Source organism: Sulfitobacter brevis, assembly GCF_900112755.1.
Classification (GTDB): Bacteria; Pseudomonadota; Alphaproteobacteria; order Rhodobacterales; family Rhodobacteraceae; genus Sulfitobacter; species Sulfitobacter brevis.
The window spans coordinates 109,679-132,518 of record NZ_FOMW01000006.1 but is presented as its reverse complement, the minus strand read 5'-3'; the positions used below and the strand labels follow the sequence as shown (position 1 = coordinate 132,518).

The window sequence follows — 22,840 nt, the reverse complement described above, 5'->3', positions numbered from 1 at the left end:
GGCGGGGCCCTATTTTCTTGGCGTATAGTATAAGGGTTTTTCGGCTGTTGTCGGGTTGCCGCCCAAGGCAGGGCTACTGGCTAAGACAGGTCGCCATGCTATCGGCCATCCCGCGCAACATACCCCCATAGAGCGACGGGCCCGCCGTCAGGATCGTGCCCATAGGGTCCAGAATGCCCGTGTTCACCTGCTGGCCCTCGGTCACGGTTGCCATCAAGGCGGCATTCATTTGCGGCTCGGCAAAGGCACAGACTGCCTTGGCCTGCGCCAGTTCGGCCCGCAATTCGGTGATCCGCGCAGGGCCCGGGGTGGTGGCATCGCTTTCGCTGACAGCGCCCACCGCCTCAACACCAAAACGCGCCTCGAAATAGTGGTAGGCGTCATGCATCACAATAAAACGTGCCTGCGCAAACGGGGCAAGTTGTGCGCTGATGTCCTCCTCCAACTGCGCCAAATCCGCCTGTGCCGTTTGGGCATTATCGCGGTAGATCGCCGCATTCTCCGGATCAAGCTCGGCCAGCGTCTGCGCGATCACCGGCAACCAAGCGGCGGCGTTCTGCGGGTCCAACCAGACATGGGGATCAAAGCCCGCGCCATGCTCCTCCTCCGCATGGGTTTCGCCACCCTCCTCCACATGCACATCGCCCTCCGCTGCATGGGCATGGCCCGCGAAGGCTGCCCCGTCGCGGAACGGCAAAAGTTTGGTTTCCGGCAATCCCATCAAGCTCAAATGCACTGCATCCCCCGACAGCGCCACCAACGGACCTGCCAACCAAGGCGTCAGCGCAGGCCCGACCCAAACGACCAGATCGGCCCCTGCCATATTGCGCGCTTCGGAAGGGCGCATCGCATAGTCATGCGGGGAGGCATTGGGCGGGATGATCGTTTCCGGTACCCCCACCCCGGCCATCACCTGCGCCACCAACGCCTGCACCGGCGCGATGTCGGTCACCACCTGCGGCACCTCGGCGCGGGCGGTTTGGGCAAAGAGGGTAGCCACGATAAGCGGGGCGGATATACGAATCATCGACAGAGCCTTTTTGTTATAATGTATCAGTTGATATTGCAGATGTTATAACATATCAAGTTGCGACTTCAGGAGAGCGCCATGCAGACCATCGGATTCGAAAAACACGATCACGGCGCATGTATCCACGATACGCTCGCCAAGGCCGAGGCAAGCTGCGCCGACACCGGATTGCGCCTGACCGCCGTGCGCCGCCGTGCGCTCGAGATTCTGCTGGCCGAGCATCGCGCGCTTGGGGCCTATGATCTTCTGGCGGTGTTGGCCGAGGAAGGTTTGGGCAGCCAACCGCCTGTCGCCTACCGCGCGCTCGACTTTCTGGTGAAAGCCGGATTTGCCCATAAGATCGAAGCGCTGAACGCCTATATCGCCTGTGCCCATCTGGGCGCTGACCATACCCCTGCATTTCTGATCTGCCGCAGTTGCCGCTCCGTCGCCGAGGCCGATACCGCCCCCGCGCAGGGCCGTCTGGGCGACGCCGCGCGTGATGCGGGATTTAAGATTGAACACACAGTGGTCGAGGCGCAGGGCCTCTGCCCCGCCTGTCAGGAAATCGCGCCATGAGCCTGATCGAGACCCGCGGCTTGAGCCTGCGCTACGCTGCGCAAACCATTCTCCATGACGTTGATTTCGCTATAGATCGCGGTGAGATCGTCACCATCGTCGGCCCGAATGGTTCGGGGAAATCCAGCCTGCTGCGGGCGCTGATCGGCGCGTTGCGCCCTGCTGCGGGGACAGTTACGCGCGCGCCGGCGCTGCGCATCGGCTATGTGCCGCAAAAGCTGCAGATCGACAGCACCCTGCCCCTGACCGTGCAGCGGTTTCTCAACCTGCCGGAGCGCCGCAAGCCCGAGGCAATCAGCGCCGCCCTCGCCCGCGCCGGCGTGCCGGAACTCGCGGCGCGGCAGATGGCAGACCTTTCGGGCGGGCAGTTCCAGCGCGTCTTGCTGGCCCGCGCCTTGTTGGGCGAGCCCGATATTCTGATCCTAGATGAGGCGACCCAAGGGCTCGACCAACCCGGTGCCGCCGCCTTCTACCGCCAGATCGAAGAGGTCCGCACCTCGACGGGCGTTGCCGTCCTGATGGTCAGCCATGATTTGCATGTGGTGATGGCCGCGAGCGACCGCGTGCTGTGCCTTAATGGCCATGTCTGCTGCGAGGGTACGCCCGAAGTGGTCGCCGACGCGCCGGAATATCGCGCACTTTTCGGCACCGGCACCCAAGGGGCGCTGGCGATGTACCGCCACCACCACGACCATGATCACGCGGATCACGATCACGACCATTCCCACGGGGGCCACTGATGCTGGACGATTTCGCAATTCGCGCGGGCCTTGCGGGCCTCGGCGTGGCGCTGGCTGCGGCCCCTTTGGGGTGTTTCGTGGTCTGGCGGCGCATGGCCTATTTCGGCGATGCGACCAGCCATGCCGCGTTGCTGGGCGTGGCGCTGGCGCTGGCAGTCGATCTGCCGGTCTTTGCCGGTGTGTTGGTCGTGGCGCTGGTGATGGCGCTGATCGTCAGCAGCCTGTCAGAGCGGCACGTCAGCACCGATGCCCTGCTTGGCGTATTGGCCCATGCCGCACTGGCGGTTGGTTTGGTTGCGGTCTCGCTGTTGCCGGGGCAGCGGGTGGATTTACAGGCCTATCTGTTCGGCGAGATACTCGCCGTGACGCAGACCGATCTCATCACCATCTGGGGCGGCGCGGTGATGGTTGCCCTGCTGCTGATCTGGCGTTGGCAGGCGCTGCTCTCGGCCACACTCAGCCCCGATCTGGCCACGGCCTCGGGCGGCAATCCGAAACGTGAGCAACTGATCCTGACGCTGGCGCTGGCAATCACCGTGGCGGTCGCGATCAAGGTCGTCGGCGCGTTGCTGATCGCCGCGATGCTGGTGATCCCTGCCGCCACCGCCCGCCCCTTTGCCCGCACGCCCGAGGCGATGGCGTTCTGGGCGGTTGCAGTCGGCGCTGTGGCCGCATTGGGCGGGTTGGCCGGATCATTTACCTTCGATACCCCCACGGGGCCAAGCATCGTAACGCTGGCCGCTGGGCTTTTTGCGCTGTCAGCCGCGCTGGCACCGTTGTTGCGGCGGGGCTGACGGGGGCGGTATCCGGTGCCGCCCCGGCATCTTTACCCTTTAGAAATCACCGCATCTGCTTCGATTTCGACCTTCGCCTCATCCTCGACCAGCCCCGCGACCACAACCATCGCCATGGCAGGGAAATGCCGCCCCATGACCTCGCGGTAAGCGCGGCCCACCTCGCCCTGTGCGGCGACGTATTCGGCCTTGTCGGTGACGTACCATGTCAGGCGAGTGATATCCTCGGGCGTGCCGCCGGCAGCCTCGACAACAGCGCGGATATTGCGCAGGGCTTGGGTCATCTGGCCGATAAAATCATGCGCCTCGAACTTCTGTTCGGCGGTCCAGCCGATCTGGCCGCCGACGAACAGATGCCCGTCGTCGCTGAGCATGCCATTGGCGTATCCTTTGGCGGGCAGCCAGCCTTCGGGTTGAATTGTACGATGCGCCATGATGCGGCTCCTTCTTTGGTAAATTAGCGGGTCAGACGCCCAGATATGTGTCGGCCACGCCCCGATCGAGCGCGTCCATCCGGTCGGCCCAGACGGTCCGACCACGTTCAAGTATCACGGCGCGGTCAGCGACCTGCCGCAACTCGGCCAGTGATTTATCCACCACCAGCAGCGACAGGCCAGTGTCACGCTTGAGGGAGGCAACGGCGGCCCAAATCTCCTGCCGCACGACGGGCGCAAGCCCCTCGGTCGCTTCATCAAGGATCAGCAGCGTCGGGTTGGTCATCAACGCACGGCCAATCGCCAGCATCTGCTGTTCACCGCCTGAAAGCGAGGCGGCAACCTGATCACGCCGTTCGCCCAGACGCGGGAACAATTTGCACACCCGCGCAAAATCCCACTCGCCCGGGCGGGCGGCGGCGTGCAGATTTTCATGCACCGTGAGCGGACCGAAACAGCGCCGCCCCTCAGGCACCAGCCCCAACCCCGCACGCGCGGCCTTGTAGGCTGGAAGGCTGGCAATATCGCGGCCGTCAAACGTTAAGGTCCCGCCGGAGTGCTTCAGCAAGCGGCAAATCACCTTAATGGTGGAGGATTTGCCCATGCCGTTGCGCCCCATCAGAGCACAGACCTCGCCCGCCTCCAGCGTCAGATCGACACCAAAAAGCGCCTGCGTCGGGCCGTAAGAAGCGGTGATCCCGTCGAGGGTCAGAAAGCTCATGCCACATCCTCCGCGCCGAGATAGGCTTCGCGGACCACCGGATCGGCCTTGATCTGTTCGGCAGTGCCGCTGGCGATGATGCGCCCGTAAACCAGCACGCTGATCCGGTCGGCAAGAGCGAAAACCGCATCCATGTCGTGTTCCACTAGCAGAATTGGCGCCTCGCTGCGCAGCCCGTCGAGAAAGCCGGTCATGCGTTTTGATCCGCTGGCGCCCAAGCCTGCCATCGGCTCATCCATCAAGAATACCTTGGGCGACAGGGTCAGGGCCACCGCGACCTCTAGCTGTCGGCGTTGGCCGTGGCTGAGGTCGGAAGTGCGTTTGGCGGCGTGATTCTCAAGACCCACGCGTTGCAGAGCCTGCATTGCCTGCTCAATAAGGTCCGTGCGCGCCATGACGGGGCGGAAAAATCGCATCGCGCCGCCTTCGTGGCCCAAAGCCCCCAGCATCACGTTTTGCAGCACGGTATATTCCATCGCCAGCGAGGAGATCTGGAAGGTGCGCCCCAGCCCGGCCCGCGCCCGCGCCACTGTGGACAGCGGCGTCACATCATGGCCCGCGAAATGCACAGTGCCGGAATCGGATTTCATGCCGCCTGCGATCTGTCGCATCAGCGTCGATTTTCCCGCCCCGTTCGGCCCAATTAGCGCATGGATCTCACCGCGCCGCAGGGTCAGCGAGACATCATCGGTCGCCTTGAGCGCACCAAAGCTTTTGCGCAGATTTTTAAGCTGCAGGATCGCTGGTTCGGCTGTCGGGTTCTGGCCTACCGGATCAGTCATGCGCCACCTCCCGTCCGGCGATGGTGCCGACGATACCGCCGCGTGCAAAGAGCACGACCAGCAGCAGGATCAGCCCCAGATAAATGTGCCAGAATTCGCTAAGGCCGCCCAAGACATGCTCCAGCAGGATGAACAGCGCCGCCCCCGCGACAGGGCCAAACAACCGCCCCACCCCGCCGAGAATGACGAAAACCATGATCTCGCCACTGGTTTGCCAGCTGAACATCGTCGGGCTGACAAAGCGGTTGAGATCGGCAAAAAGCGCGCCCGCCAATCCGGTGATCGCACCCGAAATCACGAAAGCCACCAGCCGCAAACGATAGGGTGCAAGGCCCACAGTCTCGACCCGCTCGGGGTTTTGCCGTGCGGCACTCAGCGCCAATCCGAAGGCCGATTTCGCCAGCCGTCCCGCACCCCAAAGCACCAGCGCCAGCACCGCGAAAGCCACGCCAAAAAAGGTCAGCGGATCAAGCGTATTGAGCCCCGGAAAGCCATTGCGCACATAGATCGACAGGCCATCTTCGCCGCCATAGGCAGGCCAGGAAATGGTGAAGTAAAACAGCATCTGGCCAAAGGCCAAGGTCACCATGATGAAGTAGACGCCCGAGGTCCGCAGGCTGAGCGCGCCGATTGCCAAAGCCGCAAGCGCGCTGGTCACAATCGCCACCAGCCAGATCACCGGCATCGATTTGGTGCCTTCAATCAAAAACGGGCTTTCCATCAGCGGCGCATAGCTTTGCGCGTGGCTGGCGAGGATGCCCATGGCATAGCCGCCCAGTCCGAAAAATGCGGCATGGCCAAAGCTGATCAGCCCGCCCAGCCCCAACGCGATGTTCAGCCCGACCCCCGCCAGTGCGAGGATTGCGGCCTTGGTGGCCAACGTGATGATAAAGGGTTCGTCCAGCATCCATGCGGCCAGCGCGGTGGCAGGCAGCAGGGCAAAGAGGACGATGTTCAGCAAGGTTTCACGCCGCATGGCCTATGCCTCCCCGAACAGGCCGGTGGGCTTGAACAATAAGACCCCCGCCATCAAAATATAAATCGACATCGACGACAACGCCGAGCCCACGGCGGTGGCCGACGATTGCTCCAAAAAGCTGGAAAAGAAGATCGGCAGCAGCACCGAGCCAAGCGTATCTGTCAGCCCGACCAGCAAGGCACCGACCAACGCGCCCTTGATAGAGCCGATGCCGCCGATCACGATCACCACAAAGGCAAGGATCAAAACAGGTTCACCCATCCCGACCTGCACCGACTGGATCGCGCCAACCAGCGCCCCCGCCAACCCCGCCAGCGCGGCACCAAGGGCAAAGACCAATGTATAGAGCTTGGAGATATCGACGCCGAGCGCGCCGATCATCTCACGGTCGGCCTCGCCCGCGCGGATCTGGATGCCAATGCGGGTGCGGGCAATCAGCGCGAAAAGCCCCGCCGCAACCACCAGCCCGACGGCGATGATCAGCAGACGGTAGGCAGGATACAAAATGCCCCCGGGCAAGCGCACCGGACCGGAAAGCGCAGCAGGCACGTCAAGATAAAGCGGGAAAGAGCCGAAGAGCCACCGTGTACTTTCGGAAAATATGAGGATCAGCGCAAAAGTCGCCAGTACCTGATCAAGGTGATCGCGGTCATAAAGCCTGCGGATCACCAGCAATTCGATCACAGCGCCCGCCGCCGCCGCAGCCGCCAATGCACCGGCCAGTGCCAGCACAAACGACCCCGTCCAGCCCGCCACAGCCGCCGCTGCGAAAGCGCCAACCATATAAAGAGAGCCGTGGGCCAGATTGATCAGCCCCATCACCCCGAAAATAAGGGTCAGACCGGCGGCCATCAGGAACAACATGATCCCTGACTGCAGCCCGTTCAGGACTTGTTCGATAAAAAGAATGGGTGACATGGGGGGAATGGTTCCTCTGTCCGGTGGATGCGCCGGATCATGGCCCGAATTAATCGTTAAGGGTGGCTCCGGCACAAATGCCGGAGCCGGTCACATCACATTTTGCACTCGGCGCCATAGACGTCGGTGTGGTCTGTCGCCGCGACACCAAGGATCTTGTTGGTCACGATGTCGCCTTCCTTGACGACTTCACGCATGAAGATGTCCTGGATCGGGTGGTGGTTCGGGCCAAACTTGAACTTGCCACGCACCGAGGCGAAATCGGCTTCTTCAAGCGCTGCCTGAAACGCAGCCGCGTCATTCACGTCAGCCTTGCCCATGGCCGAAACCAGCAGCAATGCTGTGTCATACCCCTGTGCCGCATAGAGCGAGGGCAGACGGTCGTACTCGGCTTGGAAATCGGCGACGAACTTCTTGTTGGCTTCGTTGTCGATGTCCTTGGACCAATGCGAGGTGTTCTTCACGCCCACAGCCGCATCGCCAATCGCGCCTAGAATACCTTGGTCAAAGCTGAACGCCGGACCCATCAGGTTTTTCTCGACGCCCGAGCCTGCGTATTGCTTCATAAAGGAAATCCCCATGCCGCCTGGTAGGAAGAAATAGAGCGTATCGGCATCCGAGGCGCGGATTTGCGCGATCTCGGCGGCATAGTCGGTCTGGCCGAGCTTGGTATAAACCTCTTCGGCGACTTCACCTTTATAGAAGCGTTTGAAGCCCGCGATCATATCCTGACCGGCAGGATAGTTCGGCGCCATCAGGAAAACCTTCTTGATGTCGTTCTCGTTGGCCCAAGCGCCCGCAGCCTCGTTGAAGGCGTCGTTCTGCCATGAGACGTTAAAATAAAGCGGGCTACAGCCCTTGCCTGCCAGCGCCGAGGGGCCTGCGTTTGGCGAGAGGTAGAACTTACCCTGTGCCGTGGCCGCAGGTACAACCGCCATCGCGAGGTTGGACCAGATAATGCCGGTCAGCACATCGACCTTTTCGGACTGGATCATCTTGTCGGCCAGTTGCACCGCGATATCGGGTTTCTGCTGGTCGTCCTCGGTGACAACCTCGATCTGGTCGTTGCCCTTGATCGCCAGCATAAAGCCGTCGCGCACGTCGATGCCAAGACCAGCGCCGCCGCCCGACAGGGTGGTGATCATGCCGACCTTGAGCTTGCCGCCATGCGCATCAGCCAGCGCGCCGCCCGCCGAAAGCGCGGTAATCGCCGCAGCTGTTATCAGTGATTTCAGTTTCATTCTTCTCTCCCTTGGTGTGATGGGCCTCGTGAAACGGGCCCGCCTTGATGCGCCTGCCGCCACTCCCGCAGCAGGCGAATTTCTATGTAACCCTTGAACGGGTTTTGTATTTATCGGTATCCCACAACGCGTTGTCCATCACGTCTTTGATGATGGCCACGGCCGCGCTCACGTCGGCCGCGTCGATATAAAGCGGCGTGAAGCCAAAGCGCATGATGTCGGGCGCGCGGAAGTCGCCGATCACGCCGCGGTCGATCACCGCCTGCATCGCAGCGTAGCCCTGCTCGAACCGGAAAGACACCTGTGATCCACGCACTGCCCCGTCCCGCGGACTGGCCAGCGTGAGCTGTGGAACGTCGCGCTCGACCTCGGTGATGAACTGTTCCTGTAAGGCCAGCGAGTCGCGGCGCAGGTCGTGCATATCGACGCCCTCCCAAACCGTCATCGCGGCCTCCAGGGCGGCCATCTGCAAGATCGGCGGGGTGCCAACGCGCATCCGCTCAATCCCTTTGGCAGGGGTGTAGTTGATGTCAAAGTCAAAGGGCTGGCGGTGGCCCAGCCACCCGCTGAGCGCGGGCGTGGCGCCATCGGCCAAATCAGGACGGACATAGATGAACGCTGGCGCGCCCGGCCCGCCGTTGAGGTATTTATAGGTGCAGCCCACCGCGAATTCGCAGTTTGATCCCGCCAGATCAACAGGGATCGCGCCCGCCGAATGGGCAAGATCCCAGACCATAACCGAGCCGTTGTCCTGCGCCAGCTTGGTGATCGCCGCCATATCGTGCATGCGGCCGGTGCGGTAATCCACCTCCGTCAGCATCACCACGGCGATATCATCGGTCATTGATCCCGCGACGTCCTCGGGCGCCACGGTGCGCAGCTCATAGCCTTGCTCCAGCAGCCCGACCAAACCTTCGGCCATATAAAGATCGCTCGGAAAGTTACCCGTATCGCTTAGTATCACCTTGCGATCTGGGCGCATTTTCACCGCCGAGGACAGCGCCTGAAACACTTTGATCGACAGGGTATCGCCCATCACGATCGAGCCTTCGGGCGCGCCGATCAAGCGGCCAACACTGTTGCCGACCCGTTCGGGCATCGCCATCCAGCCCGCCGCATTCCACGCGCGGATCAGCATTTGCGCCCATTCGCCGGTCATAACTTCTTGCACGCGGGCGGGCACCACCTTGGGCATTGGCCCCAGCGAATTACCATCCAAGTAAATCACGCCCTCAGGCAGGATAAACGCATCTTTGTTCAATACTTCAGCCACTTACAGGGCTCCTCTCACGTTCCATAACTCTGGGAAAAGCTCAACTTCCAGCATCTTGCGCAAATAGGCCACGCCCGATGTGCCGCCGGTGCCGCGTTTAAACCCGATAATCCGTTCCACAGTGGTGACATGGTTGAACCGCCAGCGCCGGAAGTAGTCTTCCAGATCGACAAGCTTTTCGGCCAATTCATAAAGATCCCAATATGTTGCGGGGTCTTCATAAACCTTTTGCCACAGATCCTGAACCGCGTCCTGCGCCTGCCAAGCTGTGGTTGCCGCAGCACCTGCATGGTCTTGTACGCCCAACCGCTGGGTCAGCACACCAATCGCCACCTGATAGAGGCTCGGCTGCGCCAATTCGTCTTTCAATGCCGCATAGGCGGCATCGCGGTGCTCATGCAGTTTCATCAAGGCGCCGTTTCGGTTGCCCAGCAGATATTCCACCAGACGGTACTGGTGCGATTGAAAGCCCGAAGAATTGCCAAGCGACGGGCGGAATTGAGTGTATTCGCTCGGCGTCATAGTGCGCAGCACGTCCCAGGCGCCGTTCAACTGCTCGAATATCCGCGCCACGCGGGACAACATCTTGAACGCCTGTTTCAGGTCGCCCGCCAGCATCACCCGCCGCGCCTGCTGCAGCTCGTGGATTGCCAAGCGCATCCACAATTCCGAGGTCTGGTGCTGCACGATAAACAACATCTCGTCATGTGCATCCGACAGCGGGTGCTGCGCGTTCAGAATCGCATCAAGTCCCAAATAATCGCCATAGGACATGTCCTTGGCAAAATCCATCTTGGCCCCCTGCGCAGCTTTGTCAAACTCGCTCATGACTTTGTTCGCAAGGCAAAGCGCTGGATTTTACCCGTCGCGGTTTTGGGCAGTGCGTCAATAAACACCACGTCTCGCGGGTATTTATAAGGCGCGATGGTCGCCTTCACATGGTCTTGCAGTATCTTCACGGTCAACGCATCCCGCGCCACGCCCTCGGCCAGCACCACATGCGCCTGCACAATCGCGCCCCGCTGTTCGTCCGGTGCCGCCACCACGCCACATTCGCTGACAAACGCATGGCTGAGCAAAGCCGCCTCCACTTCCGGCCCCGCGATATTATAGCCCGCCGAAATGATCATATCATCATTGCGGGCGGCAAAATGCAGATAGCCCTCGGCATCCCTGGAGAAACTGTCGCCGGTGATATTCCATCCGCCGCTGACATATTCGCCCTGCCGTGGATCATTGAGGTAACGACACCCTGTTGGCCCGCGCACGGCCAATCGCCCGACCTCGCCATCAGGCACCTCATCGCCGTTTTCGTCAATGATCTTGGCCTCATAGCCGGTGACAGGTTTGCCCGTGCAGGCGGCCTTATGGTCGTCAAACCGGTTGGAGATAAAGATATGCAGCATCTCGGTCGAGCCGATCCCGTCCAGCATCGGTTTGCCGGTCTTTTCCTTCCAGTCATGATACACAGGTGCGGGCAAAGTCTCTCCCGCGCTGACAGCCGCGCGCAAGGACGACAGATCCGCCCCCTGCTCCATCGCCTGCAACATCGCGCGATAGGCGGTGGGCGCGGTGAAGCACACAGTGGCGCGATATTTCTCGATGATCTCGATCATATTGGGCGGGCTTGCCGTCTCCAGCAAGGTCGCCGCCGCGCCAAAGCGCAGCGGGAAGACCGCCAAACCACCCAAGCCAAAGGTAAAGGCCAAGGGCGGGGAGCCAACAAAAACATCCTCGGGCGTCACGCCCAATACCTCTTTGGCATAGCCGTCCGCGATGATCAGCAAATCGCGATGATAATGCATCGTCGCCTTGGGGTTGCCCGTGGTGCCCGAGGTGAAGCCCAACAGCGCCACATCATCCTGCGCCGTGTCCACGGCGGCAAATCGCACCGGCTTTTCCAGCGCCAGCCGGTCCAGCTCTGCATCGTGGTTCGAGGTGCCGTCGAACCCCACCACCGTTTTGAGATACTTCGAGGTTTTCGCACAGGCAGCCATCTCGTCCATCAGGCGGGTATCGCACAGCGCATGGCTAATCTCGGCCTTGTCGACAATCGCCGCCAACTCTCCGGCACGCAGCATCGGCATCGTATTGACCACCACCGCGCCCGCCTTGGTCGCCGCCAGCCAGCAGGCCACCATCGCGGGGTTATTGGCCGAACGGATCAACACGCGGTTGCCCGGCTTCACGCCGAGGTTTTCCACCAAAGCCGCCGCGAGTTTATTGGTCCAGTCGGACAGCTCCTTATAGGTCCGCCGCCGCCCGTTCCCGATGAGCGCAGTATGGTCGCCAAAGCCGCGCGCCACCATCGCATCGGTCAGCTCCACCCCGAGGTTCAACCGCTCGGGATACTCAAAGCCCTCCAACCGGAATTCGGGCAGCGCGGCCTCGGGCGGCAGGTTGTCCCGTGCAAAGCTATCGACATGGCCACTCGCGAACATTTCTATCTCCCCAAAGTCTGGCGTGCGATCACCACGCGCTGCACATCCGACGCACCCTCATAGATCCGCAAGGCGCGTATCTCGCGGTAGAGCCGCTCCACAGTCTCACCGTGCTTGACCCCGTCACCGCCATGCAATTGCACAGCGCGGTCAATGACCTTTTGCGCCTGATCGGTGGCAAAAAGCTTGGCCATCGCCGCCTCCCGCGTCACCCGCGGCGCGCCTGAATCCTTGGCCCATGCAGCGCGGTAAATCAGCAAGGCGCTGGCATCCACATCCACCGCCATATCGGCGATATGCCCCTGCACCATCTGCAAATCACTCAGCGGTGCCCCCTGCACATGCCGCGTGGTGACCCGCGAGACCGCCTCGTCCAGCGCACGGCGGGCAAATCCCAGCGCCGCCGCCGCCACGGTCGAGCGGAACACATCCAACACCGACATCGCGATGCCAAAGCCACGCCCCGCCCCGCCGATCAACGCCGAGCCGGGCACCCGCACCTGATCAAAATGCAATGTCGCCAGCGGATGAGGTGCAATCACCTCTAACCGCTCCTCAATCTTTAATCCCGGCGTGTCCGCAGGCACCACAAAGGCCGAAAGCCCCTTGGCCCCCGGCGCCTCTCCGGTCCGCGCAAATACGGTATAAACGTCGGCAATCCCGCCATTGGAAATCCACGTCTTGCGCCCGTCGAGCACAAAGCCGTTGCCATCCACCGTCGCCGTCATCGTGGAATTCGCCACATCCGAGCCCGACTGCGGTTCGGTCAGAGCAAAGGCCGAAATCGCCGCACCAGTTCGCGTCTTCGGCAACCATTCCGCCTGCTGCTCGGACGAGCCAAACAGCGATATTGCCCCCGTGCCCAGCCCCTGCATCGCAAATGCAAAATCCGCCAACCCGTCATGGCGGGCCAAGGTCTCGCGGATCAGGCACAAGCTGCGCACATCCAGCGCCTCGCCTGCTTCCGCGCCCGAATGGCGCAACCAACCGCCCCCGCCCAACATTGCCACCAACTTACGGCACGCCGCATCGGTGTCGCCGTGATCCACCGCGCCAAGCTCGCGCCCGGCCCAAGCGTCCAGCGCCTCGGCCAACTCACGATGCCGCTCTTCAAAAAACGGCCAAGCCAAAAACGTCCGATCAGCCATGCCTACACCCCGCCAGCTTCAGTTGGTCCGTCAAACTCCCGCCGGAGGCTTCTACAGTCACCAAAATCAATCCCCCTCGAACACAGGGCGCTCTTTCGCCACAAACGCCTTATACGCCCGCTCGAAATCGCCGGTCTGCATGCATATCGCCTGCGCCTGCGCCTCGGCTTCAATCGCCTGTTCAATCGACATCGACCATTCCTGCGCCAACATTGTCTTGGTCATCATATGGGCAAAATTCGGCCCGGCCTGAATTTGCCGTGCCAGCTTCATTGCCTCATCCTCCAAAGCATCGCCCGCCACCAAGCGGTTGAAGAACCCCCAACGCTCGCCCTCATCAGCCGACATCGAGCGCCCCGTATAGAGCAGTTCCGCCGCGCGGGTCTGGCCGATCACCCGTGGCAGGATCGCACAAGCGCCCATGTCACAGCCTGCCAAGCCAACACGGGTAAACAGAAACGCGGTCTTCGCCTCCGGTGTGGCCAGCCGCAGGTCCGAGGCCATCGCAATGATCGCCCCCGCGCCCACACAAATCCCGTCCACCGCCGCAATCACCGGTTTGCCGCAATTCACGATGGCCTTGACCAGATCGCCGGTCATGCGGGTAAAGCGCAACAGTTCTTTCATGTTCATCCGCGTCAACGGTCCGATGATATCGTGCACATCCCCGCCCGAACTGAAATTGCCGCCGTTGGAGCCGAAAATCACCACATCGACATCATCGGCATAAACAAGATCGCGAAACCAGTCGCGCATCTCGGCATAGCTTTCAAAGGTCAGCGGGTTCTTGCGCTCGGGGCGGTCCAGCCGCACCGTGGCGATCCGGTCTGTGATGTCGCAAATGAAATGGGTCACGTCACTACGCATGGGCGGTTTTCTCCTCTGTCTTTCTTTGGGCGAAGGCGGTGAGCCGTGCCGCCATATCGCGGGCGTCAGCAGCGCTCACATTGCTCAACATTGCATCGATCCACGCCTCATGGGCGCGGGCTTGTTCTTCAAATTGCACTAATCCGGCCTCAGTCACCCGCAAGAGCATCGCGCGGCGATCACCGGGCACGGGCACCCGCTCAACCAGCCCCTCTTCGGCCAGCCGGTCGGCAAGCCCTGTGACGTTCCCGCCTGACACCCGCAACACCCCCGAAAGCTGGCTCATCTTCAGCCCTTCGGGATTGCGCGAGAGCGCGGCGAGCATGTCAAAGCGCGGCAGGGTCGTGCTGTATTCCTGCCGCAGCCGGTCGCGCAGCTCGGCCTCGATGCCGCGCACCACTTTCAGCAGGCGCAGCCACAGCCGCAACCGTTCTTTCGAGCCGCTGCTCATATCTCCCCGCCTGAAACCGCCAACGCGTGGCCGTTGACCATCGACGCGCCTTCCGAAGCCAGGAATGTCACCGCTGCCACAACTTCTTCGGGCCGGATCATCCGCTTCATCGGGTTGTTCGCGGTGATCATTGCCGAGGCTTTTTCGCGTGGGATGTCAAAACGCTTCATCACGCCTTGCACCGCGTCATCCGCCATCGGTGTGTCGACAAAACCGGGGCACACCGCGTTGCAGGTAATGCCCGCCTTTGCGACCTCGACCGCGATCGACCGGACCAGCCCCAGCACGCCATGTTTGGACGCGGAATAGGCGCCGATGTTGCTCCCACCCTGCAAACTCGCGGTGGAGGCCACAGCAACCAGCCGCCCGCCCTCGCCTATATTCTGCAACGCCGCGCGGAAGGTCAGGAAGACGCCCGTGAGGTTAACGTTGATCACCCTGTTCCAATCGTCCAGCGACAGGTCTTTGACCTTGCCTGCCGCGCCGCCGCCCGCATTGGCGATCACCACATCATAAGGTTGATCGAAAAGTGCAGCGACCGAAGCCTCATCCGTCACATCCAGCGTGCGGCAGATCATGGTGCTGTCGCCCTTGGTTTCCTCAAGCGCGTCCATCCGGCGCCCCGCAATGGTGACTTGGTCGCCGGCAGCGGCAAAGCTTTGTGCGATGGCGCGGCCGATGCCCGAGCCACCGCCCGTTACCAAAACCTGTCTCATACTTTCTCCATTTCCGCCGCACGGTCGGCCAGTCGCCACGCTTGATCGCGGCCCGCCTCATAGGGTTGCGGCCATTTGGCGTGACGGTCGCCGATGGCACCGCCCTGATGCAAGGTCCAATATGGATCGGCCAGATGCGGCCGCCCGACACAGACCAGATCGGCCCGCCCCGCCATCAAGATTGAATTGACGTGATCGGCCTCATAGATATTGCCAACCGCCATCGTCTTGATGCCGCCATCGTTGCGGATCCGGTCCGAGAACGGCGTCTGGAACATCCGCCCGTAAACCGGCTGACCTTCTTTAGAAGTCTGACCCGCCGAGACGTCGATGATATCCGCGCCCGCGTCATTGAACATCCGCGCGATTTCAACGGCTTCTTCGGGCGTGACGCCATCATCGCCGGCCCAATCGCTGGCTGAAATCCGCACCGACATCGGCTTTTGCGCGGGCCAGACGGCACGCATCGCGGTGAAAACTTCCAGCGGATAACGCATCCGGTTTTCCAGACTGCCGCCATATTCATCACTGCGCGTATTGCTCAGCGGCGAGATGAAGGACGAGATGAAATAACCATGTGCCGCATGCAGCTCGATCATATCGAAATTTGCCCGCCCCGCCATTTGGGCCGCTGCGACGAATTCGTCGCGGATAAGGTCCATGTCCTCGCGTGTCGCGGCTTTGGGCGTCTCGTTATTCTCCGACCATGGGATGTCAGAGGCGCTGATGATCGGCCAGTTGCCCGCATTCAGCGGCGCGTCCATCGTCTCCCACCCGACCTGAGTGGACCCTTTGCGCCCAGAATGGCCAATCTGGCAGCAGATTTTCGCCTCGGTCTCGGCATGAACGAAATCGGTCAGACGCTGCCAAGCGGCCTCATGCTCGGGCGAGTATAGCCCCGGACAACCCGGCGTGATCCGCCCCTCGGGGGAAACGCAGGTCATCTCGGTATAAACCAATCCTGCGCCGCCCTTGGCACGCTCGGCATAGTGGATCAGATGCCAGTCGGTCGGGCTGCCATCCACGGCCTTGTACTGTGCCATCGGCGAGACGACGACGCGGTTGGTCAGCGCCATATCGCGCAGCTTGAAAGGCGCGAACATGGGCGCGCGCACCGGCCCGTTGGCCCCCGCACCCGCTTGCTCCATAAACCACTTTTCCGCGCCCTCGAGCCATTCGGGATCGCGTTCGCGCAGGTTTTCATGGCTGATCCGCTGGGAACGGGTCAGCATCGAATAGTTAAGCTGCACCGGATTAAGATCGAGATAACGCTCCACATCCTCAAACCACTCGACCGAGTTGCGCGCCGCCGATTGCAGGCGCAAAACCTCCAGCCGCCGCGCGTCCTCGTATTTCTCGAAGGCGGTCGTCAGGTCGGCATCATCGGTCACGTGTTTGGCCAGCGAAATCGCGGACTCCAACGCCAGCTTGGTGCCTGACCCGATGGAAAAATGCGCCGTGGCCGAGGCATCGCCGAGCAGGACGACGTTCTCATGGCTCCATTTCTCGCAGAGCACGCGAGGGAACTTGATCCACGCCGAGCCACGAATATGGCCCGCATTGGTCATCAGCTTGTGGCCGCCGAGGTGGTCTTTGAAAATTTCTTCGCAGATCGCGATGCTGTCTTGCTGGCTCATCTCGCCAAAGCCGTAGGCATCAAAGGTTTTCTGCGAGCATTCCACGATGAACGTCGCGGTGTCCTTGTCGAACTGGTAGGCGTGCACCCAAAGCCAGCCCTTGTCGGTCTTTTCGAAGATGAAGGTAAAGGCATTGTCGAATTTCTGATGCGTGCCCATCCAGACAAAGGGGCAGCGGCGCACGTCCACATCGGGCTTAAAGGTCTCTTCAAACTCCATCCGCGTCTTGGAGTTCAGCCCGTCGCAGGCAACCACCAGATCATAGTCGGCCATATAGTCGGAGGCGGCTTTGACCTCCGCTTCGAACTGCAGGTTCACGCCTAGCTCCCGCGCGCGCTCTTGCAGGATCATCAGCAGCCGCTTGCGCCCGATGCCGCAAAAGCCGTGGCCGGTAGAGAGGATGGACTGGCCTTTGAAATGCAGCGCGATATCGTCCCAATAGGCAAAATGGCTGCGGATTTCCTTGGCCGAAACCGGATCGTTGACCTCAAGATTATCCAACGTTTCATCGGACAGAACCACGCCCCAGCCGAAAGTATCGTCGGGCTTGTTACGCTCCATCACGGTGACATCGGCGTCCGGCTGCCGCAGCTTCAGAGAGATCGCGAAATAGAGCCCCGCAGGCCCGCCCCCCAGACAGATCGCACGCATAGTCATCCCCCAAAATATTCCATTAAGGGGAGCCTAGGCTGAGTCGTGTTTTCGTTCAAGTAAAAATATTTTAAGTATAAACTAAATTAGGGCGGCGGGTTGCTAGATGATCGTGTGCCAATGCCCTAAAAAGGCCCGCAGGAACGCGGAGAGAAAAATGGCACAAGATATTTCACCCGAATGGATCGGCATCGACCACCGCGCTGACAGCGCGTCGGTCTGGGCGATGCGCGGCACCGAGGTGCTGGCAACCCGTGAGCTTGCGACTGGCGTTAGCGCTGGCGCAAATACTGGCGAGGCCGATCTTGCCGACCATTTGCGCGGATTGATTTCGGATTGGCAGATCGAGGATGGCACACAGATCATCACCTGTGGCGCTGCCGCACCGCCGCGTGACATGACCGATTTCCGCGCTGTGCCCTGCGCCCCCCTTGCTGCTGCCCCTGCCACGTCCCCCCTGCGCATCGCCGGATTGCGGCAGGCCACGCCACCCGATTTGATGCAGGGCGACGAGACCCGCATCGCCGGATTTTTGTCGCTCCATCCTGATTGGGGCGGGGTGATTTGTTTAACCGGACCGCAAAGCCGTTGGGTGCAGATCAGCGCGGGCGAAGTTGTCAGCTTTCAGACCTTCATGACGGGCGAATTGGCGGCTTTGCTCAGCGACCGCTCGACCCTGCAACCCGCTATTGCAACCGACACATGGGATGAAGCCGCCTTCACCGAAGCACTGGCCGAAACCGTGTCGCGCCCCGAAAAGCTGGCCGCCCGGCTTTATGGCATTCACGCGCATAGTATGCTTGGCGAGTCCAGCGCCACCTCCCGCGGGCGGCTGTTGGGCTATCTGAGCGGGGCTGAACTGGCCGCTGCGCGCGCTTACTGGCTGGGCCAGCAGATCGCTGTGATCGGCGGGGATGATCTGGCAGCGCCCTATGTTGCCGCCCTTGCCGCGCAAGGCGTGCCAGCGACCCGCGCCAGTGCCAAGCGCATGACATTGGCAGGTCTTTGCGCTGCCTATCGCCTGTTGGGTGCCAAGGCCTGAGGCAGCCACCCCCGTCCGATCCGCACGCATCCGCACCGCGCGGCGGGCATTCTCGCGCGAAACAGCCGATTGCCCCTTTCCCTTGCGCACCGCAACGATATGTTGCACGACAGATGCGCGCCGCACCCCTTGCGGCGCAGAGATGAGAGGATACGAAATGGCCGACGGCGCATTGGAACTCAACACGAAACCCACTGAAGAGATTTCCGTTCGCGACGTCTTTGGGATCGACACCGATATGGTGGTTAAAGGCTTCGCCGAGCGCACCGCGCGGGTGCCGGAGCGCGATTCCACCTATAAATTTGATCCTGACACCACGCTCGCGATCCTCGCAGGCTTTTCGCACAACCGTCGCGTCATGATCCAAGGCTACCACGGCACGGGTAAATCGACCCACATCGAACAGGTCGCAAGCATGCTGAACTGGCCCTGTGTGCGCGTCAACCTCGACAGCCACATCAGCCGGATCGACCTGATCGGCAAAGACGCCATCAAGCTTAAAGACGGCAAGCAGGTAACCGAGTTCCAAGAAGGCATCCTGCCGTGGGCGCTGCGCAACCCGACCGCGATCGTGTTTGATGAATACGATGCGGGTCGCGCCGATGTGATGTTTGTCATCCAGCGCGTTCTGGAAGTGGACGGCAAGCTCACCCTGCTCGACCAGAACAAGGTGATCACACCGCACCCCTATTTCCGTATTTTCGCCACCGCGAACACCGTTGGCCTCGGCGACACCACCGGCCTTTATCACGGCACCCAGCAAATCAACCAAGGCCAGATGGACCGTTGGAGCCTCGTGGCGACGCTGAACTACCTCAGCATCGACGCCGAGACCGCGATCGTTCTTTCAAAGAACCCGCATTACAACACCTCCGAAGGTCGCAAGAAGATCAAGCAGATGGTCACCGTGGCCGACCTCACGCGCACCGCCTTTATGAACGGCGAGCTGTCCACCGTGATGTCACCGCGTACGGTTATCGCATGGGCACAAAACGCCGAGATCTTCCGCGATGTCGGTTATGCCTTCCGCCTGTCGTTCCTCAACAAATGTGACGAGCTTGAGCGTCAGACGGTCGCCGAGTTCTATCAGCGTTTGTTCAACGAAGAATTGCCGGAAAGCGCTGCCAGCCTCAGCTTGGGGTGAAGCCCGCCATCTTGGCGCAGCGCAAAATCTATCAGACATAAAAAAAGGGGCCAGTTTCAACCGGCCCCTTTTTTGCAGCTTGTCGCTAGACCTTATTCAGTCACAGCAGGCTGCGTCGCGTCAGTGTTGCTCACGCCTGTGTCAGTGGCAGGCATGGTCTGCAGTGACTGACTAGCCGCACGCTGGGCGTCGGCGGTGACAAAGGCTTCGGCAGCCTCCAGATCGGCTTTGCTGGCCGAAGTCACCAGTTGCGTTCTTTCGCGGTCGTCAGTCGAGACTTTGAGGCTGGCCATTTCGATGGCGACGTCTTTTTCACCAAGCCCAAGGAAGCCCCCCACGCCAATCACCACGCCGTCGATTTTACCATCGAGGCTCACGATCAGGTTGTTGATATCGCCGATGGATTCGCCGTTTTCGGAGTAGACGCTGCTGCCCAACAGGTCACGGGCCAGCACAGTGTTCTCGCTTTGCATTACGATCTGGCCGGGCACGGGTTTGGCAGGCGCGTCAGCGGCCATATCGGTCTGGGCTTCCGCTGTCGGCTCTGTTGTCACCGTATCACTTGACCCTTGCGCGGTGGCCGTGGTGTCGGTTGTCGCGGCGGGGTCAGTGCTTTCAGTCGCGACGTTAGTGTCGGTCTCGGTGGTGGCACCTTCTGCGGTGGTTTCGGTCTGCGTAGTGGCGCTTGCGGCATCGCTATCTGCTGTCATGTCTGTGGTGGCAGATGGATCATCCGACCCTTCTGTTTCAGCAGTCACTTCAGTGTCATCGGTGCTGGCACTGCCAGAGGCATCTGCGCTCGCCGAAGGTTCGGCATCGGGCGAGGTGCTGACAGCATCATCGGCCAGTTCCGTCTTCCCTTCGGTGTTTGCACTGGTGTTTGCGTCCGTGGTCATCTTGGCAGCCGCATCTCCGGTGGAGGTGTCCACGGTTCCGGCGGCATCGGTAGTTCCGGCAGTGTCAGTCGTGGCGGTTTGGGCCAGCAGGACAACGGGGGATGCGCTCAAAGTCGCGATCAGGGCAAGTCGGCTGGCAGTCTGCATTACGTTGGTCATGTCAAAACTCCTTCGCTTTCAAGACGTGATCGGGGTCAAGAACACCTCGGCTCCGCGCGTCCTGTGTTGTGGTGGTTGTGAAGATAAAATGCGCATGGCAGCGGTTTCGTTCCCGCATCCCGTGCATTGCGGCCAATATCCGCCGAACGGCAGGCGCCACCCCGGTGATGCCTGCGGCATCGCGATCAGCGGGCGTGAAACCCAGCGTCTAAAAGTCCCGTTTTTGCGGCGAAAAACTGTCCCCAATTTGGGGCGTGGATTACTGGTCATTGCGATAGAATGGCCCTAGGTTACCGCAGATACCATTCCTCACCGACGAGTGCCCCAGATGAGCCAGAGATCCGACAACCCCGCCGACGCGTTCAAAAAGGCTTTGGCTGAGGCAACCAAGGTGATGGCGAATGACCCCGATTTGACGGTCAGCTATTCGGTCGATCCCTCAGGCCTGACGGGCGAAGCGATGCGCCTGCCGCAGGTGACCCGCCGGATGACCCGCGAGGAAGTGATGCTGGCGCGGGGCACCGCAGATGCGCTGGCGCTGAACCGGCGTTATCACAACGGCCAGACCCACGCCCGCTATGCCCCGCAAGGGGAGATGGCGCGGGACCTTTATGAAGCGATGGAGACCGCACGCTGCGAAGCGGTAGGCGCGCGCGACATGCCCGGCACAGCGGGCAACATCGACGTCAAAATCAAACATGACGCCCTGCGCAAAGGCTATGATCAGGCCAAACAGGCCAGCGACATTCCGCTGGCGACAGCGGCGGGCTATCTTGTGCGCCATCTGGCCACAGGTCGTCCGCTGCCTGCCGGCGCAGATAACGCCATGGAACTGTGGCGCGGGTTTATCGAGAACAGCGCAGGCGACACGCTGGAAAACTTGGGCGACAAGCTTGACGATCAGGCAAATTTCGCCCGCTTCGCGCGGCAGATGATCTCCGACCTCGGCTATGGTGACCAGTTGGGCGACGACCCCGACTCGATGGATGACGACCGCGAAGACGAGGCCGAAGAAGGCAGCGAAGAGGAGCAGGATCCCGACAGCACCGGTCAGGATGATCAGGACGAGGACGAAGCCGAAGGATCTCCCGAGCAAAGTCAGGAAGAGCAGCAGGACCAAAGTCAGGCGCAAGTCTCGATGGATGAGGCCGACGACCAAGACCTTGGCGACGAGGCTGAAATGCCCGAAGGCGACGCCCCGATGGAGCCGCCCGCCCCGCAGCCGGTCTCCGACGCCGATCCGAATTATCTGGTCTATAAGGACACCCATGACGAGATAATTGGCGCCGAAGACCTTGCCGATCCGGTCGAGTTGGAGCGGTTGCGTGCCTACCTTGATCAGCAGTTGGAGCCGCTGAAAGGCGCTGTCAGCCGCTTGGCCAACAAATTGCAGCGCCGCTTGCAGGCGCAACAGAACCGGTCGTGGGAATTTGACCTTGAGGAAGGCACGCTGGATGCGGGCCGTCTGGCGCGGGTCGTGGCCAGCCCGACCACGCCGCTCAGCTTCAAGGTCGAGAAAGACACCGAGTTTCGCGATACCTGCGTGACGCTGCTGCTGGATAACTCCGGCTCGATGCGCGGGCGGCCCATTTCAATTGCTGCTATCTGTGCCGATGTGCTGGCCCGCACGCTGGAGCGGTGCAACGTCAAGGTCGAGATCCTCGGCTTTACCACCCGCGCGTGGAAAGGTGGCCAAGCCCGCGAGGCATGGCTGAATGATGGCCGCCCGGTGCAGCCCGGCCGCCTCAATGACCTGCGCCATATCATCTATAAATCCGCCGATGCCCCGTGGCGCCGCACCCGCGAAAATCTCGGCCTGATGATGAAAGAAGGCCTGTTGAAGGAAAACATAGACGGCGAAGCGCTGGAGTGGGCGCACCGCCGGATGATGGCACGCAATGAAGCGCGCAAAATCCTGATGGTGATCAGTGACGGCGCCCCCGTCGATGACAGCACCCTGTCGGTGAACCCCGCCAACTACCTTGAAAAGCATCTGCGCGATGTGATTGCCATGGTTGAGCGGCGCAAGGCCGTCGAGCTTTTGGCGATCGGTATCGGCCATGACGTGACCCGCTATTATGACCGCGCCGTGACCATCACCGATGTTGACCAACTGGCCGGAGCGATGACCGAACAATTGGCCGCGCTCTTTGACAGCGACCCGCGCAAACGCGCCCGGGTGATGGGCATGAAGCGGGTCGGCTGATCCGCTTGCGGG

At 61.3% G+C, this 22,840-nt stretch carries 22 protein-coding genes; 6 read left to right on the top strand and 16 right to left on the bottom strand.

Annotated features, from left to right (window positions below; all coding sequences use genetic code 11):
• Window positions 1–73: 73 nt before the first annotated feature.
• Entirely contained in the window at window positions 74–1,027 is a 954-nt protein-coding gene (locus BM174_RS09855; protein ID WP_093923688.1) for a zinc ABC transporter substrate-binding protein, read from the bottom strand.
• 81 nt (window positions 1,028–1,108) lie between these two features.
• On the opposite strand from BM174_RS09855, the gene BM174_RS09850 reads away from it, so the two are divergent.
• From BM174_RS09850 to BM174_RS09840, 3 genes are read left to right on the top strand one after another with little or no spacing between them, the layout of a single operon-like run.
• Entirely contained in the window at window positions 1,109–1,588 is a 480-nt protein-coding gene (locus BM174_RS09850; RefSeq protein WP_093923687.1) for a transcriptional repressor, read from the top strand.
• On the top strand, window positions 1,585–2,328 hold the full coding sequence (locus BM174_RS09845) for a metal ABC transporter ATP-binding protein (protein WP_093923686.1): 744 nt from the start codon (window positions 1,585–1,587) through the stop codon (window positions 2,326–2,328). The genes BM174_RS09850 and BM174_RS09845 overlap by 4 nt, the downstream gene beginning before the upstream one ends.
• Window positions 2,328–3,122, top strand: a complete 795-nt coding sequence (locus BM174_RS09840; protein ID WP_093923685.1) for a metal ABC transporter permease — start codon at window positions 2,328–2,330, stop codon at window positions 3,120–3,122. The genes BM174_RS09845 and BM174_RS09840 overlap by 1 nt, the downstream gene beginning before the upstream one ends.
• A 32-nt stretch (window positions 3,123–3,154) precedes the next feature.
• Here BM174_RS09840 and BM174_RS09835 read toward each other — a convergent pair whose 3' ends face one another.
• The 14 genes from BM174_RS09835 to BM174_RS09770 all read right to left on the bottom strand — a co-directional run bounded on the left by BM174_RS09835 (window position 3,155) and on the right by BM174_RS09770 (window position 17,381).
• A complete protein-coding gene (locus BM174_RS09835) occupies window positions 3,155–3,556 on the bottom strand; it encodes a RidA family protein (protein WP_093923684.1) in 402 nt (133 codons plus the stop codon).
• A 31-nt stretch (window positions 3,557–3,587) separates the two neighbouring features.
• Window positions 3,588–4,277, bottom strand: coding sequence for an ABC transporter ATP-binding protein (locus BM174_RS09830; RefSeq protein WP_093923683.1), 690 nt, complete (start codon window positions 4,275–4,277; stop codon window positions 3,588–3,590).
• Window positions 4,274–5,059, bottom strand: coding sequence for an ABC transporter ATP-binding protein (locus BM174_RS09825; RefSeq protein WP_093923682.1), 786 nt, complete (start codon window positions 5,057–5,059; stop codon window positions 4,274–4,276). Before BM174_RS09825 ends, BM174_RS09830 begins: the two co-directional genes overlap by 4 nt.
• Window positions 5,052–6,035 (bottom strand): branched-chain amino acid ABC transporter permease, encoded by a 984-nt coding sequence (locus BM174_RS09820; RefSeq protein ID WP_093923681.1) that lies wholly within the window; start codon window positions 6,033–6,035, stop codon window positions 5,052–5,054. The genes BM174_RS09825 and BM174_RS09820 overlap by 8 nt, the downstream gene beginning before the upstream one ends.
• Before the next feature lie 3 nt (window positions 6,036–6,038).
• Window positions 6,039–6,956 (bottom strand): branched-chain amino acid ABC transporter permease, encoded by a 918-nt coding sequence (locus BM174_RS09815; RefSeq protein WP_093923680.1) that lies wholly within the window; start codon window positions 6,954–6,956, stop codon window positions 6,039–6,041.
• 95 nt (window positions 6,957–7,051) lie between these two features.
• Complete coding sequence (locus BM174_RS09810; protein ID WP_093923679.1) at window positions 7,052–8,197, bottom strand: ABC transporter substrate-binding protein; 1,146 nt, start codon at window positions 8,195–8,197, stop codon at window positions 7,052–7,054.
• An 82-nt stretch (window positions 8,198–8,279) separates the two neighbouring features.
• Window positions 8,280–9,470 (bottom strand): kynureninase, encoded by a 1,191-nt coding sequence (gene kynU / locus BM174_RS09805; RefSeq protein ID WP_093923678.1) that lies wholly within the window; start codon window positions 9,468–9,470, stop codon window positions 8,280–8,282.
• Entirely contained in the window at window positions 9,471–10,298 is an 828-nt protein-coding gene (locus tag BM174_RS09800; RefSeq protein WP_093923677.1) for a tryptophan 2,3-dioxygenase, read from the bottom strand.
• The gene (locus BM174_RS09795; RefSeq protein WP_093923676.1) at window positions 10,295–11,911 is read right to left on the bottom strand and encodes an AMP-binding protein; all 1,617 of its coding nucleotides are present in this window, start codon (window positions 11,909–11,911) and stop codon (window positions 10,295–10,297) included. Before BM174_RS09795 ends, BM174_RS09800 begins: the two co-directional genes overlap by 4 nt.
• A gap of 2 nt (window positions 11,912–11,913) precedes the next feature.
• Window positions 11,914–13,059: an acyl-CoA dehydrogenase family protein gene (locus BM174_RS09790; RefSeq protein ID WP_093923675.1), complete on the bottom strand. Its 1,146-nt coding sequence runs from the start codon at window positions 13,057–13,059 to the stop codon at window positions 11,914–11,916.
• 66 nt (window positions 13,060–13,125) lie between these two features.
• Window positions 13,126–13,926 carry an enoyl-CoA hydratase family protein gene (locus tag BM174_RS09785; RefSeq protein ID WP_093923674.1) on the bottom strand — a complete coding sequence of 267 codons (801 nt, stop codon included), beginning with the start codon at window positions 13,924–13,926 and terminating at the stop codon, window positions 13,126–13,128.
• On the bottom strand, window positions 13,919–14,377 hold the full coding sequence (locus BM174_RS09780) for a MarR family winged helix-turn-helix transcriptional regulator (protein ID WP_093923673.1): 459 nt from the start codon (window positions 14,375–14,377) through the stop codon (window positions 13,919–13,921). The genes BM174_RS09785 and BM174_RS09780 overlap by 8 nt, the downstream gene beginning before the upstream one ends.
• Window positions 14,374–15,093 carry an SDR family NAD(P)-dependent oxidoreductase gene (locus BM174_RS09775; RefSeq protein ID WP_093923672.1) on the bottom strand — a complete coding sequence of 240 codons (720 nt, stop codon included), beginning with the start codon at window positions 15,091–15,093 and terminating at the stop codon, window positions 14,374–14,376. Before BM174_RS09775 ends, BM174_RS09780 begins: the two co-directional genes overlap by 4 nt.
• Entirely contained in the window at window positions 15,090–17,381 is a 2,292-nt protein-coding gene (locus BM174_RS09770; RefSeq protein ID WP_093923838.1) for a bifunctional salicylyl-CoA 5-hydroxylase/oxidoreductase, read from the bottom strand. Before BM174_RS09770 ends, BM174_RS09775 begins: the two co-directional genes overlap by 4 nt.
• A 157-nt stretch (window positions 17,382–17,538) precedes the next feature.
• On the opposite strand from BM174_RS09770, the gene BM174_RS09765 reads away from it, so the two are divergent.
• The gene (locus BM174_RS09765; protein WP_093923671.1) at window positions 17,539–18,423 is read left to right on the top strand and encodes a 2-dehydro-3-deoxygalactonokinase; all 885 of its coding nucleotides are present in this window, start codon (window positions 17,539–17,541) and stop codon (window positions 18,421–18,423) included.
• A 157-nt stretch (window positions 18,424–18,580) separates the two neighbouring features.
• Complete coding sequence (cobS, locus tag BM174_RS09760) at window positions 18,581–19,567, top strand: cobaltochelatase subunit CobS (protein WP_093923670.1); 987 nt, start codon at window positions 18,581–18,583, stop codon at window positions 19,565–19,567.
• A 92-nt stretch (window positions 19,568–19,659) separates the two neighbouring features.
• On the opposite strand, the gene BM174_RS09755 is transcribed toward cobS, so the two are convergent.
• Window positions 19,660–20,622, bottom strand: a complete 963-nt coding sequence (locus BM174_RS09755) for a PRC-barrel domain-containing protein (RefSeq protein WP_093923669.1) — start codon at window positions 20,620–20,622, stop codon at window positions 19,660–19,662.
• A gap of 328 nt (window positions 20,623–20,950) precedes the next feature.
• Between BM174_RS09755 and cobT the strand changes: the two genes are divergently transcribed.
• Entirely contained in the window at window positions 20,951–22,828 is a 1,878-nt protein-coding gene (gene cobT / locus BM174_RS09745) for a cobaltochelatase subunit CobT (RefSeq protein WP_093923667.1), read from the top strand.
• The last annotated feature ends 12 nt before the right edge of the window (window positions 22,829–22,840 follow it).